This window comes from Bradyrhizobium arachidis, from assembly GCF_015291705.1.
GTDB lineage: Bacteria > Pseudomonadota > Alphaproteobacteria > Rhizobiales > Xanthobacteraceae > Bradyrhizobium > Bradyrhizobium arachidis.
The window spans coordinates 6,968,629-6,984,249 of the sequence record NZ_CP030050.1; the positions used below are offsets into that span (position 1 = coordinate 6,968,629).

Annotated in this window: 12 protein-coding genes; 5 read left to right on the top strand and 7 right to left on the bottom strand. The window is 60.1% G+C overall.

Annotated elements, in window-relative coordinates; translation table 11 throughout:
• Window positions 1-21: 21 nt before the first annotated feature.
• Window positions 22-516, top strand: coding sequence for an SGNH/GDSL hydrolase family protein (locus tag WN72_RS32760; RefSeq protein WP_143130536.1), 495 nt, complete (start codon window positions 22-24; stop codon window positions 514-516).
• Between the two features lie 783 nt (window positions 517-1,299).
• Here the strand turns inward: WN72_RS32760 and WN72_RS32765 are convergent.
• The 3 genes from WN72_RS32765 to WN72_RS32770 all read right to left on the bottom strand — a co-directional run bounded on the left by WN72_RS32765 (window position 1,300) and on the right by WN72_RS32770 (window position 3,974).
• Window positions 1,300-1,737, bottom strand: a complete 438-nt coding sequence (locus WN72_RS32765; RefSeq protein WP_092213122.1) for a gamma-glutamylcyclotransferase — start codon at window positions 1,735-1,737, stop codon at window positions 1,300-1,302.
• 193 nt (window positions 1,738-1,930) lie between these two features.
• Window positions 1,931-2,128: a hypothetical protein gene (locus WN72_RS47135; protein ID WP_092213119.1), complete on the bottom strand. Its 198-nt coding sequence runs from the start codon at window positions 2,126-2,128 to the stop codon at window positions 1,931-1,933.
• A gap of 1,069 nt (window positions 2,129-3,197) precedes the next feature.
• Window positions 3,198-3,974 (bottom strand): outer membrane protein, encoded by a 777-nt coding sequence (locus WN72_RS32770; RefSeq protein WP_092213760.1) that lies wholly within the window; start codon window positions 3,972-3,974, stop codon window positions 3,198-3,200.
• Window positions 3,975-4,661: 687 nt separating this feature from the next.
• Between WN72_RS32770 and WN72_RS32775 the strand changes: the two genes are divergently transcribed.
• Both WN72_RS32775 and WN72_RS32780 read left to right on the top strand, forming a co-directional pair.
• Window positions 4,662-5,660 carry a hypothetical protein gene (locus tag WN72_RS32775; protein WP_092213117.1) on the top strand — a complete coding sequence of 333 codons (999 nt, stop codon included), beginning with the start codon at window positions 4,662-4,664 and terminating at the stop codon, window positions 5,658-5,660.
• A gap of 729 nt (window positions 5,661-6,389) precedes the next feature.
• Window positions 6,390-6,701, top strand: coding sequence for a hypothetical protein (locus WN72_RS32780; protein ID WP_143130535.1), 312 nt, complete (start codon window positions 6,390-6,392; stop codon window positions 6,699-6,701).
• Between the two features lie 305 nt (window positions 6,702-7,006).
• Here the strand turns inward: WN72_RS32780 and WN72_RS32785 are convergent, their stop codons facing one another.
• A complete protein-coding gene (locus tag WN72_RS32785) occupies window positions 7,007-10,279 on the bottom strand; it encodes a M10 family metallopeptidase C-terminal domain-containing protein (protein ID WP_347341957.1) in 3,273 nt (1,090 codons plus the stop codon).
• Window positions 10,280-10,476: 197 nt separating this feature from the next.
• Between WN72_RS32785 and WN72_RS32790 the strand changes: the two genes are divergently transcribed.
• Window positions 10,477-10,791 carry a hypothetical protein gene (locus tag WN72_RS32790; protein ID WP_092219983.1) on the top strand — a complete coding sequence of 105 codons (315 nt, stop codon included), beginning with the start codon at window positions 10,477-10,479 and terminating at the stop codon, window positions 10,789-10,791.
• A 106-nt stretch (window positions 10,792-10,897) separates the two neighbouring features.
• Window positions 10,898-12,091, top strand: coding sequence for a CaiB/BaiF CoA transferase family protein (locus WN72_RS32795; RefSeq protein WP_092219981.1), 1,194 nt, complete (start codon window positions 10,898-10,900; stop codon window positions 12,089-12,091).
• A gap of 67 nt (window positions 12,092-12,158) precedes the next feature.
• On the opposite strand, the gene WN72_RS32800 is transcribed toward WN72_RS32795, so the two are convergent.
• From WN72_RS32800 to WN72_RS32810, 3 genes are all read right to left on the bottom strand, one after another.
• Entirely contained in the window at window positions 12,159-12,440 is a 282-nt protein-coding gene (locus WN72_RS32800) for a hypothetical protein (RefSeq protein ID WP_092219978.1), read from the bottom strand.
• 191 nt (window positions 12,441-12,631) lie between these two features.
• Window positions 12,632-13,480 (bottom strand): leishmanolysin-related zinc metalloendopeptidase, encoded by an 849-nt coding sequence (locus WN72_RS32805; RefSeq protein WP_092219976.1) that lies wholly within the window; start codon window positions 13,478-13,480, stop codon window positions 12,632-12,634.
• Between the two features lie 615 nt (window positions 13,481-14,095).
• Entirely contained in the window at window positions 14,096-15,616 is a 1,521-nt protein-coding gene (locus tag WN72_RS32810; RefSeq protein WP_092219974.1) for a tripartite tricarboxylate transporter permease, read from the bottom strand.
• Window positions 15,617-15,621 lie beyond the last annotated feature (5 nt).

The following is a 15,621-nucleotide window of genomic DNA, read 5'->3' on the forward strand; positions in this document are numbered from 1 at the left end:
TCGTTCTCTGAGCTGCAGAGAATGCGCGCCAGGTTCGGCGAGGTGACGCGTCATCAGTTTCAAGACCATCAGGATGTTCGAAAGACAATAATCAGATCGTCTCTCGACGGTTTGGACAGGCCGATCGTTGTCCTGGGCGATAGCCTGATCGAGATGGCTGATTTTCCCAAGGCTCTTTGCGGGAAGCCTGTTGTTAGCGGCGGCATCGGAGGTGCCACGACTTCCGACTTCCTCCGGGTTGGTCCGGAGATTTTAGCTAGCTCAAAGCCGGCTGCCGTGGTCGTCGCGCTAGGGGCAAACGATGGAAACGACCCGTTGCAGAAGCAAAGAACTTCAGACCTTCTTCGCGAGATCGGCAAACTTTCTCCGGTTGTTATTACTATGTCGACGAAACGGGAAGAGTTCAACCGGAGCGATTTAGGCAAGGACGGAGTCCATTTGACTAGATCCGCTTCGGCCGCATTTGTTTCCCGCATCACGGCCCCCGTGGAGCGAGGTTTAGGCGGCTGCGACTGAAGAGTTGTGTTTCAGCGCTGCAATCGCGGCCGCTGGTGGCCTCACGGCAGCCTTTGCCGCCGGTGCTGCGCCTTGCTTTGGCGCTCCATCAGCAAGCTCTCCGTTCCATGCGAACGATAGTTGGAGCGGCCACCCGCGACCGATGAGATTTCCCGCTATCGATCCGAATCAGTTCGCGCGTGCCAAGGTGCTACCACTCGGACGAAGCGCTCGGGGGGCCCCAGCTCCACTTGCTTGGCACATACGGAGCTGCATCATCGGCGGCCTGTTCTGCTTGAGGCACCTTCGAGGGACGCGACACGCGAGCCTGGTTTGAAGCGACCTTGGTTTGGTCGTTGCGTCCCGCAGAGGTCTGAGCGACATCATTTGGCATGCTGAACTCCCAAAAAACGAAAAGGCTTTTTAGCAGACGTCTATCGCTGACAGCTGTGACTGAATGGCCACATTCACTGCGATTTAGCTGTAGTTCTGAGCAGTCCCCGAGCTTTGATTTTGGGGTGTGCCGGCCGCGGAACCTCTCGCATCAAGGAAGTGCAAACCCGTTTGACCCCAGCCTTGGTGCAGAAGCCCCATTCGGGACCAGCTGGTTGGGGAACCGCGAGGGCAGCTAGGACGCTGCTGGAATCCGCTAGGTGGTCACCCTCCTAAAGCGAGCAGCACCGGCCATATGCGAGCCAGTCCCCATGCCATGAGTCCAAAGCAAATCAAGAGTCCGATGACATTCATTGAGGCCCCGCAGAAGAGGACGCCGGGAAATTCACGGGGTGACCCTGGCGAAGCAAATTAGTAGGCAGCATGAACATGCCGCCTCAGCTCGCGAGCCCAGCGATGGGGTTCTGGCAACCCCATCTTTCGCGCAACAGCTTGCAATGCTTTGGCATATTCCGGATTGCCACTCGCGCCCTGCGGCGCAATCGGCAGATTGAAACAAAGAGCGAGCTCGGCTGAGCCGTCGGCCAGCTGCGCAAGAACAGGCTCCGGCCGGTACGCAGCGACGCTAGGGTCCGAATATAGCTGGTCGACCTCGGCGTGAGTAAGCCGCATGATCGTGCCGTAGACCCGGCCATCTCTGCTCGCGACCAGCGTGGCACGTGCACCAAGCTTAAGCGCAAAACGCTCGACGTAAGCCTGTCTAACCTGGCGCGACCGAAGTCCTTTCGCTTGAAGGGCCTCGGGATCCATAAACATTCTATAGAAGAAGATTGTGACCTGCTCCGCCATTACGGTATTCTATCCCTTTCAGGCGCCAAGAGAAGCCCGCTCTCGCCGCCCGTGCCATCGCAGGAGAAGGCACAGTTGGAAACACCAACCTTCGGCTGGGGCATATCACTGCAGCAACCCGGGAAGCCAAGAGCAGCGCGAGATGGGATTCGCGCATAGCAAATGGCCCTACCGTGAGCCGGCGCGCCTACAATCAACGCCACCTCGTTGGTGGTTCCAGGGCCTTGCGACCCGCCGTTCTCAATGCATCGGTCGAACGTTGCCCCTTTGCCGCGGCCTCAAGGATCTTTGAGGCGACGTGCGTTCTGACGCCGACTTCGCTGACGGGAATTTCCTCGCAGACTTCTTCAAGCACGGCTCTAAGGAGAGCAGTCGTTTCCGCACTGAACATGCACCAACCCCGAAAATATGAGACCTTTTGAACACCGCGCGAGCGGACTATGTGCGCTCGGCACGTTCGCAATGCATTCCAGCCTGGGCACTGAAATCCCAGCGCCGGCAAGATTTGCACTCGTCTGTCAAAGAATTGTGACAGCGTGACCCGGGCAGCGTTAACCACCGGCGCTCAAATCAGCAGCCCAAGTCGATCCTGTGGGTATCTGCCAAGCACCCCCCGGCGAACGCTAGGGGCATTTTTCAAACGATGATGGCTCACTCATAGCAGAGGACACCTATTGCCCTTGTGAAGTGGTTCACAGATCGCAACAGAAGGCCCGCCAGCGCCAACTGGCGCGCTTTTGTCTCAGGACTCGGTGGACCCGAGCCCACGCCCATGATCCCATACCTGGTGGGGTTGTCGGAGTAAGAAACCGTCGGACCAGCCCGGCCGTGCACAGCACCCGCGCTTGACGCATCGCTCGACCACTTTAACTCCGAGCGTGATCACGTTGGAGAACTTCGAGTGGCAAAGAAGAGCAAGCGCAAAGTACACCAAAGAGGACGTCAAGCTGCTCAAGGCACATTCTAAATCTCGTACGTCGGTGGCTAAACTCTCGAAGCTAATGAAGCGATCCGAGGGCTCGTTGAGGCAGAGCCCGCAGCCTCGGAATTGGTTTATGACATCAGCGCTAACGTCTTACCAAGAGCGTTGAAATCGGTTGGATGCACGAGAACGTCAGCGATAACACCCATTGGGAGCTTACGTTTAGTCCCACTCGTTTCTTTTCTGATTAGCCGCAACCCCAGTCGCCTTGTGGCCCGTGGCTGACTTCCCCTCTTGACCTCGCACCGTCCGCTTCCGAGGGCTGAGCGGATAGCATCCTGGAGCTGCCGAGGACGCCCATGCCGCGATGTCTGCTTTCGAGAGGTAAGCCGAACAGCGTTATGCAAGGCACGAGCTCTGCCGCTGACCTGGATCCGGCCTCTGTCGTGATTGGCGGCGCCGTCTTCACATCCGCCGCACATGCAGGAAAGGCAAAGGCCGGCTCTTGAGCCGGCCTATTTTATTCAGCGAACGCTGCTTAGTACTTCGCGACGACCGGGCCACCCCAACGGTAATTCACCCGAACGAGTCCCATGTCGACATCCTGTCCAATCCGAGCCGTTCCGAAAACACCCGCAGCCGGGGTGGTGAAGACCGCGTCGTGATGTCCGAGGAAGATATGATCATACTCGAAGCCCACCGACCAATTCGATGCAAAACCGAACTCGATGCCAGCTCCGACCGTGCCGCCCCAACGCGTGTCGCGTGCAGACGCCAACAGGGTGCCAGCTCCGATGAACCCAGGCGGAATGTACGTGTCGAAGCGATCTCCGACCACAGCGGCGCCGCCCTTCACGTAGAGCAGCACATTGTTCCAAGCGTATCCCACCTGGCCAGTTATCAAACCAAACGAATCGATCCGTGAGCGATTGTCAGCCCCGGTGAAAAGACCAATGTTGCTGCCCGTGAAATCGGCCCAGTTACCCTGGCCCTCAACGCCGAACACCCAGTTGGCCGACTGCCAACGGTAGCCGATTTGACCACCAGCGGTGCCACCGGTGGCATTGTGGCACCCTTCGGCAGCCGCCGGCACAACCGGAACGACGCCAACCGCAACCACGTCCGCGCAGGTATGCGAGGAGCCATAACCTCCGTTAACGCCGATATAGAAGCCGCTCCAGTCATAGATTGTCGCGACCATGGGCGGCGGCGCCTTAGTGTACGGCCGTGCAGCCAAGTCCGCTGCACTGGCCGGAGCCGCCAAGCCCAGAGCCAGCGCTCCGGCGCCAGCGGCGACTGCAAACAGTTTCTTCATGCGCATTATCTCCCCAGGAAAGAACTTCAGTGAATCGGTGCGTTCGCCCACCTGCAATGGAAGGATAATCGGTCCACCTGGACGATGCTGTAGCTAGGTTGCAACACCTGTCCGGGACAACGCGTCTTAAAGTATCGATCGTTGTTAGCTTGGAACCTAAAGCTCGTTGAAGTGCATATAAGAGCCATAGCCACGGCAATCCGTCACCCGGGACAGAAATCATACAACCTGTTGGCCGATCCGATTAATCCGAAATGGTCTCGGCGCGCTGCTGGTTGTCTTCGATTTACGAGTCGATGAAGTCATGCATTGGCGGAGTGCGCCCCGATAGTGCATGATCTGGTTCTGGCCCACATAGATGCCGGTGCGGTCATGTCACAGATCAAGCCCTTTCGCCGATACACCAAACAGGCGCGCGGGCGGCTGACGGCCTGGATTCGATGGTGTTGGCGTAAAACTATCTTTTCGACAGCTGAGATACCCGCGGCTTCCAGAACGCGAGCCAGGGGGTTCAGACGATCCATGGCCCGTCTCGGACTACAACACAGTGACATATCCCGGGCGATTCCGGCGCTAGCCAGAAGTTTCGCTGTGGCGGAGCTACACCGTAAGAAAAGGCAAGGATGGGCGTTTCTATTCCTCCTGATCCTTACGCTACCCCTTTGGATTTCTGGATTCGGACATTCGTTGCTTTTCCCGGCAAACTTGTTCCTTCCAGAACTCGACGACGATGCAATCACGCTCGCAAGATTCCTGTTTCTCATCGGTTATTTTTGCGTGTTGTTCGTAGCCGCAGAGCTTCAGATGCGAGGCCTTGAATGGAAGCAATTGGTCGAGTTCAGCCGCCCAGCAATGCGCAGCGCGACGCGATTCACGACGAGGTCGCGCTGGATTGGCGTGGCGGGGCTGGCCTTCTTTCTGGTGATGTTCGGCCTAGCGCTGCACGATAGTCATCCGGGCTCTATTTGGCCCGCAATGACAGCGGCAGGTGTGGCATCTCTTTGGTTCACAACGTTCGGTTTCATTTGGTTCAAGATAAGCAGCGGAACGGGGATCGGTTCGCATTCGCCAGACGTCGCCCTCGTTTGCATTCTGGCGGACGCGTACACCGCCGTCATCGCCGGGGGTGCTGTGGATTTTCGGAGCTTCGCCCGGCGAAACGAGATTTCAATGCTCCTTCGAGCGGCCGCCACCCTACTGGAAGGCCCCATGGTGCGAATGCTCGCCCGCGACGATGCGTCGGCCGATGCGGTTGTGCGGCCTCCCTTAGCAGCGGCCGCGGCGGGTCTACGCCAAAAACTTGCTTGGCTTGCCACACCAGGCGTCGCGACACGCGAAGAACTTGCCCGGATGCTTGGAGAGGCTTTGATTGCGGCGGCAACCTGTGATTTGGCTCGTCTGGCTGGCTCGGAGCCGCCCGCGCCTTCTGCATCCTCAATACGATGGGTAAGTCGCTTGTTCGCGATTGCGCAAGGGGGCGTCCTCGCGTTAGGTGCGCCAACCGTCATTTGGCTGCTATGGCCTTACTTCAGCGATGCGGCAGTTCGAAGCGTCGCGGTCCAGTTCGCGGCTCTCTGCTTTGTAGTGGGGACCTTCTCAATACTCGACCCCACAGGCCGAGATAAGCTGAATACCGTCGTCAGCGTTGGTGCCACACTGTTTGGCTGGGGCAAACCAAAAGCCTAAGCCCGCCGTGACTTCTGTAGGGGCGCAATCAGCTGAGTGATGCCGAGCGGCCTGGCTGGCATCTATTTCAAGCTCCACTCTCTGGGACTTACCGGCCACGGTCGATTTCAGCAAACCAAGTCCGACGAGAATAGGCACGTTCTGAAAATACCGCGAACTTCCAAAAATCTGAAATTTAGCCGAGGGGCTTTGCGGCCTTTGGACTACAAGCCGGCTCCTCCCCCTAGGGTGAGAGTGGCCCGGGAGGTGGATGCGCCGAGTCTCGCCGGCCGATTGATCGATAAGCTTCGCATGCGGCCCACCACCTCACCTGGCGCGATCGCCGGTCCGCTCTTCGCCCCCTCTTGCTTGCTGTGCATGGCGTCTAAGCTTTTGGCGTTGCTCGAAGGTTTGTGCGCGACAACCCAATCAAAGCGCGCAATTCTTGCCGAGTAATGCACAGTCCGAAAATCCGACAAAAACGATGAAATCGACAAATGCGCTAGAGGGCTCAAGGCTTAGCCTGTCTGGTTTTACGTATTAGACTTTTCCAGACAAAATATTCGTTGCTGATTTTTCCGCAGGCCGCATCCTGATCGCGGGTCGAAAGCCCGAAACACTAGCCGATAGCCAATCCGGTGAGCGGCAATCACAAATCTTGTCCAGGGGCCGCGCGCGTATGTCCAAGGCGCACGCCCAAAGGTGCGCGGGGCCGCCTAGTGTCGGTCATTTCGCCCCTGGACTCGCATCTTGCTCGAAAGGCAAAACACTATGCGCACCCAAACCGCTGTTCGCACTGAAGCGTCTACCAATGATCTCGGCGCCCTACTCGCCCGCCGCGGTACCGACCTAATCCTGGCCGTTGAGGACGGAAACGCCCTCGTTCGATGTCAGGTCAGCTCGGCGATCGCTTCAGCAATGTTGGCGCCGCTCAAGGGCAAGGCCGCCGGTCAATTCCGCGCCTTGCCGGGTAATCGGGTCGAGATCGACGCCGCCGTGACCTTGCCGATGGCTCTGCGGATGATTGAAGCCAAGACGGCAATGGAGAACACACTGCATTGAAACGACGTCGACGGCTGCACAAAACCTGTTCGAAATGGTCTAAATCCGCGCTCGTGCTTCCCCGGAGATAGTGCGGGCGCAATCATCATGGAAAGGAGAACGAATGTCGCCGCAGTTTCAGCGGGTTAGTTGGTCGGGGCAGCTGGATTCGAACCAACGACCTGCAGTATCCAAATGATCGAATACTGCTTCTCAAACGAGGGCGGCTCAGGCGCGCGCACGCTCCACGAAAGGACCGACGGAATTATTTCGCCATCATAACTATCGCCACCGCTCTGCTCGTCATAACGTAAGCGTCCACGGGACTAATGAACTATAAAAGAGCCTGCATTCAGGTCGGCGATATGTAACTCGGCTAGGTCCCGCCCCCTGAGGGCATCATGAAAATCGTATCCTGACTGAGACATGGCGTGCGATCGATCGCTCGGAGGTTCGTGCAAGAGCTCTGTCAGCTGCTTGCGAACAGCGACCAAAGTAGATTCATCGGCGCCTACCACGGGGCTGCCATCGGTGGCGTGGTGAAATACAGAAAAATCGTTGCCAGCGATCCCGAGCTCGGGCCATGTAGTAGTTCGAGTGATTTGCAAGTGGCCGCTCGTTGCAATCACAAGCGTCGGAACGCAAAGTACTCCGTTGCCATTCAAGTCCTGTTGGGGGGTGTCGCTGCTGTCGGCGTCCCAGAAGGTACGCTGATCGGCGCCCGATATTTTCCAACCAACGTCATACCCGGTTGCAGTCTGCTCCAAATCGATCGGAGTCCAGGCTTCAAACTGACCCGCCAGAGCTGCCGCAGTCAATGCAGGACCCGTGCCATCGCCGACACCATCAAAATGAAAATTGTGGCCAATCTCGACCACGCTGGTCGACTCAAACGCCTTGATGACGCTGGCTGCGGCCCCAATCACACCGTCGCCATTCAAGTCCTGGTGAAAACTGGCCTCCAAACCTTTCAGTGCCGTGCTGGCGCCGGACACCCCGCCAACGACATTCGCTATGTAGTTGCCGTTGCTGTCGGCGTTCCAGACCGCGTACTGATCTGAACCGATCACCTTCCACGCAATCTGATATCCATTTGCCGTCTGTTCTGCCCCTATCGGCGTCCAGGCTCCGCCCTGAGTGGATGCAGCAAATGGAGTGCCAGCATATTTTACTGATGGACCCGTACCGCCGCTGACGGGATCGAGGAAATAATAGCCGCCGATCTGGTCCAGTTTGGTGGAGCCAGCGGCTTCGACCATGGTTATGCTCGCGCCAGGTATGCCGATCACGCCGTCGACATTGAGGTCCTGCTGGAAACTACTCTCAAATGCTTCAAGGATCGCACTGCCTCCTGGGACGACCGCGGTTGCGGAGGAGACATAGTTGCCGTTGCTGTCGGCGTTCCAGACCGCGTACTGATCTGAACCGATCACCTTCCACGCAATCTGATATCCATTTGCCGTCTGCTCTGCCCCTATCGGCGTCCAGGCTCCGCCCTGAGTGGATGCAGCAAATGGAGTGCCAGCATATTTTACTGATGGACCCGTACCGCCGCTGACGGGATCGAGGAAATAATAGCCGCCGATCTGGTCCAGCTTGGTGGAGCCAGCGGCTTCGACCATGGTTATGCTCGCGGCAGGTATGCCGATCACGCCGTCGACATTGAGGTCCTGCTGGAAACTACTCTCAAATGCTTCAAGGATCGCACTGCCTCCTGGGACGACCGCGGTTGCGGAGGAGACATAGTTGCCGTTGCTGTCGGCGTTCCAGACCGCGTACTGATCTGAACCGATCACCTTCCACGCAATCTGATATCCATTTGCCGTCTGCTCTGCCCCTATCGGCGTCCAGGCTCCGCCCTGAGTGGATGCAGCAAATGGAGTGCCAGCATATTTTACTGATGGACCCGTACCGCCGCTGACGGGATCGAGGAAATAATAGCCGCCGATCTGGTCCAGCTTGGTGGAGCCAGCGGCTTCGACCATGGTTATGCTCGCGGCAGGTATGCCGATCACGCCGTCGACATTGAGGTCCTGCTGGAAACTACTCTCAAATGCTTCAAGGATCGCACTGCCTCCTGGGACGACCGCGGTTGCGGAGGAGACATAGTTGCCGTTGCTGTCGGCGTTCCAGACCGCGTACTGATCTGAACCGATCACCTTCCACGCAATCTGATATCCATTTGCCGTCTGCTCTGCCCCTATCGGCGTCCAGGCTCCGCCCTGAGTGGATGCAGCAAATGGAGTGCCAGCATATTTTACTGATGGACCCGTACCGCCGCTGACGGGATCGAGGAAATAATAGCCGCCGATCTGGTCCAGTTTGGTGGAGCCTACGGCGTCGATGACGATCGGAGGGATCACTGAGGAGCTCGCGATCGTGCGATCGGCAAACTGGAAGTACTCGACGCCAGTGACGCTATCAATGCCGTCAGGTGAGCCAGCCCGCTGGTCGCTTATCAAGAAGGTCTGCGTACTCGCGTTATAGCTGACGATATAATTCGCGCGGTTACCCGAATACACGGCGGTATCGGTGCCGGAGCCGCCGTTGATGGTGTCGTTGCCGCCGCCGCCCTTCAGCACGTTGGCGATGGCGTTGCCGACGATCGTGTCGTTGCCGGACCCGCCGGTGGCGTTGTCGATGTAGGAGCGCGCATCGCCGTTGTAGAGATAAGCGTTGTAGACATTGCCCGACGCGTAATGTCCGTCGCCGAGATTGGCGAGTTGCACGGTGGAGAACACCGACGCCGCACCGGGATTGAGATTGATGCTCAAATTCGTCGTGTAGTTCGACAGGTCGTAGGTATCGACGCCACCGCCGTCCCAGACCGTCTCGTAGATGCGGTTAGCCGAGCCGCCGGCGCCGCCGCCCGGCGCGAGCTGTCCGACGCCGTCGATGAACTCCTGCCCCGTCGTCGGGCTCCAGGTGTAGACCGTGTTGCTGCTCTGGGTCGTGTAGTCCGCGCCGTACATCGTTTGCAGCGCGAGGATATCGTTGGCCATGTAGGTCTGCGGATATCCGTAGGCCTCGTTGGTGTAGCCGGACGTCGTCGAGGCACCGACATAGCTGCGATAGCTCATGACGGTGTATTCGCTGTCGTCATGCGCGCTCGGCACCGCGACGTTAGCGGGGCCCCCGGCCTCCTGGCTGTGCTTGAGACCGAAGGCATGGCCGAGCTCGTGCAGCGCGGTCGCGAAGTAGTAATTGCCGAGCTGCGCCAGCGAGTAATTGTATTTGGTGCCGAACCAGATATCTCCGCCGGACGCATAATTGCCGGGATAATAGGCGTATGAGGTCGGATTGGCTGCGGGCGACTGCGCGATCATGATATCGGCGCCGTTCGTGCCCGCGTACTGGATGCTGGCGTTGGTGTAGCTGAGGATCAGTCCGATCGCATAATTGATCGCCGCCTGCATCTGGCTCGGCGCCGCGGCGAAGCCGGCCTGCGTCGGTTCGCTGCTGCCGCCGCGGTAGGGATTGGCGTAGTCGCTGGGCGAGTCGGGAAAGCTGTAGGTGATCGTGCCGGACCATTTATAGCCCGACAGCAGGCCGTCGATCTCGGCGTTGTTGGTGGCACTGACAGTGACAGCGTTAGCCAAGAAACTCTCCCGAGCGATGCTTCAGCACGATTCGAAGTGCAGGCGCATGATTCTAGCTTGAGAGATATACATTTGGTTTAAAATGGGCATCGGCGCGCATCCCCTTCCGGGAGGTCATGTTAGCCATCAAATCCACTAGGGATACGGAGTACGGCAGGATGCAGGTTCCGCCAAGCCGTATAATCGTAAGGGAAATCATGAAACTGGGTCCGTTTTCAGCCGGTCTGATCGGAGCGCTGGCAGTGCTCGCCGGACCGGACCAGAGGCCCTTTGGAGAACAGCCTGTCATGGTCGGGAAAGCCAAAGCGGACGACGGCGCCAAGGGAAGCGCGAAAGCAGGACGCGCAGCCTCCATGCCGATGGCGCGCGATCCGTCCGCCGCGGTGGCCGAGGAATACGAAGCCGCCCGGCGAAAGGGAACCCGGGAGGCATTCGAGCTCTTCATTGCGCGCCACAGCGATGACCCGCTGGCCGAGCAGGCGCGCGCCGAGCTCAAGCGCCTGTCGCGCTGATCTGCCAGGCATCGCATTTCGGCTGGTGGCCTCGGCGCCAGACCGGGCTTGCCGCGTGATGTTTCGGCACTATGGTGGCTCCGCAATTCGCCCGGAGCCTTTTACGATGCCCTTTCCGCATGCCTCGGAAGCCCTGTCACGCTTCACCGTGCTCGATCTGACCCGCGTCCGGTCCGGGCCGACCTGTGTGAGGCAGCTTGCGGATTGGGGCGCCAATGTCGTCAAGATCGACGCGCTGACCGAGGATGCCGGCGGCGAACAGCCGGGCGGGCCCCGGCGGGGCTCGGACTTCCAGAATTTGCACCGCAACAAGCGGGCCATGACGCTGAACCTGAAGGACGAGCGCGGGCTCGCCGTGTTCAAGCGTCTCGCGGCCAAGGCCGACGTCGTGGTCGAGAACTTCCGGCCCGACGTGAAGAAGAAGCTCGGCATCGACTATGAGAGCCTCGCGGCGATCAACCCGCGCATCGTCTATGGCAGCATCTCCGGTTTCGGCCAGGACGGCCCCTACCACAAGCGGCCGGGCTTCGATCAGATCGCGCAAGGGATGGGCGGGCTGATGTCGATCACCGGCGCGCCGGGCGAAGGCCCGATGCGGGTCGGCATTCCCGTCGCCGACCTCACCGCCGGCCTGTTCTGCGCCATGGGCATCCTCACCGCGCTGCTCGAGCGCGAGGTCTCGGGCAAGGGGCAGTGGGTGCAGACCTCGCTGCTGCAGGCCCAGATCTTCATGCTCGACTTCCAGGCCGCGCGCTGGCTGATGGAGAAGGAGGTCGCCAAGCAGGCCGGCAACAATCATCCGACCAGCATCCCGACCGGCGTGTTCAAGACCTCGGACGGCTACATCAACATCGCCACGACCGGCGGCCGGATCTGGGAACGTTGCGCGCAGGCGATCGGCGCACCGGAGCTCTATGGCCATCCCGATTATGCAACGGCCCCCGCCCGCTCCAAGAACCGCGATGCGCTCAACGCCGAGATCGAGAAGCGCACGGTGACGAAATCGACCGAGACCTGGGTCCGGGAGCTCAACGAGGCCGGCGTGCCCTGCGGGCCGATCTATGCGATCGACCAGATGTTCGAGGACGCCCAGGTCAAGCATCTCGGCATCGCGCAGGACGTGCCGAACGACGAGGACCGCCGCATCCGCCTGGTCGGCCAACCCGTGACGCTGTCGCGCACGCCGAGCAAGATGGTGGCACGGCCGCCGGAATTCGGTGAGCAGACCGAAGAGGTATTGAAGGAATTCGGCCTCAGTGCGGACGAAATCGCAAAACTGCGGGACGCCAAGGTGGTGTGACGGCGCGGCCGTTCCTCGCACGATCCCTGCCATGACGAGGTCCGGCATCGGCGGGTTGCGCGATCGTCTACATCTTCCGCAATCCGTCGAACCGCGTGTCGACGTAGTGGCCGGCGGCATCGACAACCCGGCAAAGCTCTCCGCCGTCATGATAGAGCAGAACGACCTTGGCTCCAGCCTCGAACTGTCCGGTCGGTGGCCCGCTCGGCAGGCCGCGCGAGGCATAAAACGGCTGCGATCTCGCCACCTCGTGGGTGAACTGATTGGGCGGAGGCGAGATCAAGCAGTCCGACGGGATCAACGACGAATCTGGAAGCACGATCGCTTCCGGTCGCTTCATGCCCTCCATGGTCCGGTTTCCCTAAGTTTTGCCGCCCGACGGAGCCTCGCTTGGCAGGCCTTTGGCTTGAGGCCCTAAAGCGCGATGAGATTGACGAAACGTCATCGCGCTTCAGGTTGTTGTTTGAGCATGATCCTTTCGGAAAACCGCTTCGCACTTTGCGCTAACGCAGCCCTTCGGGTCCGGATCATGCCTTAGGCCTAAACGCCCAAGCTTTCCTCGGGCAACGTGATCGGAATTCGCCGCAGCACGATGCCTCTTGTCATGGCGGCACGCGCGGCGACGAGACCCGCCTCCGCCATGTGCAGGTGATCCGGCAGATGGTACGGCTGGGCAACCTCCATATTCACCTCGTAGCCGAGATCCTGCAAGCTCGCGATCGTGACCCGGCTCATCGGATTACCGCCTTCATTTACGAAGCCGGTCATCAGTTCCGCGCCGAACACCGTGTCGCGCCAATGCGAGTCCCTCGTCCCTTCACCACCGGTGTTTTCGACGGGAACGGGCAGCGTCGCTGAGCCGCGGAGCTTGCCGTATTCGCGCATGGCGTTGGCACCGACGAATGTCGGATTGCTGGTGTGGGCTCCCCTTAGCAATTTCTTGTTCGTCCAGATCGTTCCGATGCCGATCACGTGGCCCATCTCGTGCGTGATGACGTCGTTCAGGGTGCCGTCGGCTTCCATCGCCGCGAGATCGGCCGTGTCGAACTGCATGTCGCCGGTTGCCGGCAGGAATGCAGCGGCGCCGGCATTCTTCGGACGCAAACGGTTCGGCCCCGCCTGGCCGAGAACGTTGCCGGGGCCGTCGATGTCGGTGCCCTGCGCCGTGATGCGAAGATTGTTGATCCTTTCGCCACCGACCGTGACGTCGGGCAGATCGCCCACGATGGCGTGCGTCCACCGGTTTGCTGCGAGCTTGAAGGCAGCCTTCTGCTTGGTTGTCAGTCCACCCAGAAAATGGACCTCGATCGTGTAGCCTCCGCGGGCTTCGGCTGCGACTGCGTGGGAAATCTCCGCACCCTTGCGAGCCCGGTAGCGTTCAATGCTCATGATATCCTCCGAAAAATGAGGTCGGAAAAATTCTATCTACGCTTGAATTTTGATCCCGATTAACGTCACCGACAAGCGAGAGAAGCGTCACGACCTCTGACCGTTTCACGATCAAATAACGAGGCCCGGCGTCACCGCCGGGCCTTTCGAGACGACGTTGCCTGTTCACCTGCTTGAACGATGTGCGCGCTTCCAGAAGAGCACATTACGCCGCGTCCTACGATCGAACGTCGATCGCTCCAACTCGATCACACTTGTCCGCCGATCGGGCCGGCCGGATTTCCAAAGTCAGAACAGAAACGACGAAGGCTGGCTCGAGGCCGGCGTTGCTTCTCGAAGCCATGACTTGGTCGAGACTATTGCGATGTCACCCTGTGCCCCGCGTCAAGGCAATGCAGGCAAACAGACGTAACAAAAAGCCCCGGCGAGCCGGGGCTTTTGCAGTTGCGTGAACGACGATCTGTGCGTCGCCCCGATCCCGGCTATTACTGCAACCCGGTTGGACCGGTCGTGGTGCCGATTGGTCCTGCCCAATCGCGCAATCGAGGATTGCGCTGGATCCAGGCCTGCTTCCGAAGAGATAGTCGCTTCAAACCACGATCGGGTTCGTTTCGCTCACATAGTCGGCTTTACCCCGTGTGGGTGTGGCGATCGCACGCGCGCCAGCACGCCATCGATCACCGGCCAGAACAGCAGCACGATCGCCAGCGTCGTGATCGAACCGACCAGCCCGTTCGACCAGAACACCTTCAGGTTTCCGCCGGACCCGATCATCGACAGGCGGAAGGCATCCTCGGCGCGGTTGCCGAGCACAAGCGCGAGCGTGAACGGCGCCAGGGGAATGCCGATCTTCTTGAAGACGTAGCCGACGATGCCGAAGCCGAGCATTAGCCAGATGTCGAACATCGCATTCTGGATCGCATAGGCGCCGATCGCGCAGGACACCACGATCATCGGCGCCACCGCCGCGAACGGCACGCGCAGGATCGAGGCGAAGATCGGCACCGTCGTCAGCACCAGCACGAGACCGACGATATTGCCGAGATACATCGAGGCGATCAGGCCCCAGACGAAGTCCTTGTGCTCGACGAACAGCAGCGGGCCCGGATTGAGCCCCCACACCATCAGGCCGCCGAGCAGGATCGCCGCGGTGCCGGAGCCGGGAATGCCGAGCGCCAGCATCGGCAGCAGCGCCGAGGTGCCGGAGGCATGCGCCGCCGTCTCCGGCGCGAACACGCCCTCGATGCGGCCCTTGCCAAAGCTCTCGGGCTCCTTGGCGAAGCGTTTTGCCAGATTGTAGCCCATGAACGACGCAGCGATCGCGCCGCCCGGGGTGATGCCGAGCCAGCAGCCGATGAAGGAGGAGCGCAGCAGCGTCACCCAGTATTTCGGCAGGTCCTTCCAGACGCCGAGCACGACGCGGAGCGAGATGCTCGCGGCATGGCCGCGCAGCGCGAGGCGCTCCTCCATCGTCAGCAGGATCTCGCTGATGCCGAACAGGCCGATGACGGCGACGAGGAAGTTGATGCCGCGGAGCAGCTCGGACGAGCCGAAGGTCATCCGCAGATTGCCCGACACCGTGTCCATGCCGATGCCGGCGAGCAGGAGGCCCAGCGCCATCGAGATGACGGTCTTGTGCTTGGCTTCACGGCCGAGGCCGACGAAGGAGCAGAAGGTGAGCAGATACACCGCGAAGAACTCGGGCGGGCCGAACCTCAATGCAAAGGACGAGATCATCGGCGCGAGGAAGGTGATCAGGAGCACCGCGACCAGCGAGCCGACGAAGGAGGACGTGAACGCCGCGGTCAGCGCCTCCGCCGCCCTGCCCTGCTGCGCCATCGGATAGCCGTCGAAGGTGGTCGCAACCGACCAGGCTTCGCCGGGGATGTTGAACAGGATCGAGGTGATCGCGCCGCCGAACAGCGCGCCCCAGTAGATGCAGGACAGCATCACGATGGCCGAGGTCGGATCCATCGTGAAGGTGAGCGGCAGCAGTATGGCGACCCCGTTGGGCCCGCCGAGGCCGGGTAGCACGCCGACGAAGATGCCGAGCACCAGCCCGACCATCATCAGGACGAGTGTCTTCCACGTGAGCAGGACGGCGAAGCCGTGAAGCAGGAGACCGAGAGCTTCCATCGCGG

What these genes read in the sequence shown, in the direction of transcription:
- WN72_RS32760 (WP_143130536.1), top strand. Translation starts at nt 22, where the DNA reads ATGCGCGCCAGGTTCGGCGAGGTGACGCGTCATCAGTTTCAAGACCAT.
- WN72_RS32765 (WP_092213122.1), bottom strand. Translation starts at nt 1,737, where the DNA reads ATGGCGGAGCAGGTCACAATCTTCTTCTATAGAATGTTTATGGATCCC.
- WN72_RS47135 (WP_092213119.1), bottom strand. Translation starts at nt 2,128, where the DNA reads ATGTTCAGTGCGGAAACGACTGCTCTCCTTAGAGCCGTGCTTGAAGAA.
- WN72_RS32770 (WP_092213760.1), bottom strand. Translation starts at nt 3,974, where the DNA reads ATGAAGAAACTGTTTGCAGTCGCCGCTGGCGCCGGAGCGCTGGCTCTG.
- WN72_RS32790 (WP_092219983.1), top strand. Translation starts at nt 10,477, where the DNA reads ATGAAACTGGGTCCGTTTTCAGCCGGTCTGATCGGAGCGCTGGCAGTG.
- WN72_RS32795 (WP_092219981.1), top strand. Translation starts at nt 10,898, where the DNA reads ATGCCCTTTCCGCATGCCTCGGAAGCCCTGTCACGCTTCACCGTGCTC.
- WN72_RS32800 (WP_092219978.1), bottom strand. Translation starts at nt 12,440, where the DNA reads ATGGAGGGCATGAAGCGACCGGAAGCGATCGTGCTTCCAGATTCGTCG.
- WN72_RS32805 (WP_092219976.1), bottom strand. Translation starts at nt 13,480, where the DNA reads ATGAGCATTGAACGCTACCGGGCTCGCAAGGGTGCGGAGATTTCCCAC.
- WN72_RS32810 (WP_092219974.1), bottom strand. Translation starts at nt 15,616, where the DNA reads ATGGAAGCTCTCGGTCTCCTGCTTCACGGCTTCGCCGTCCTGCTCACG.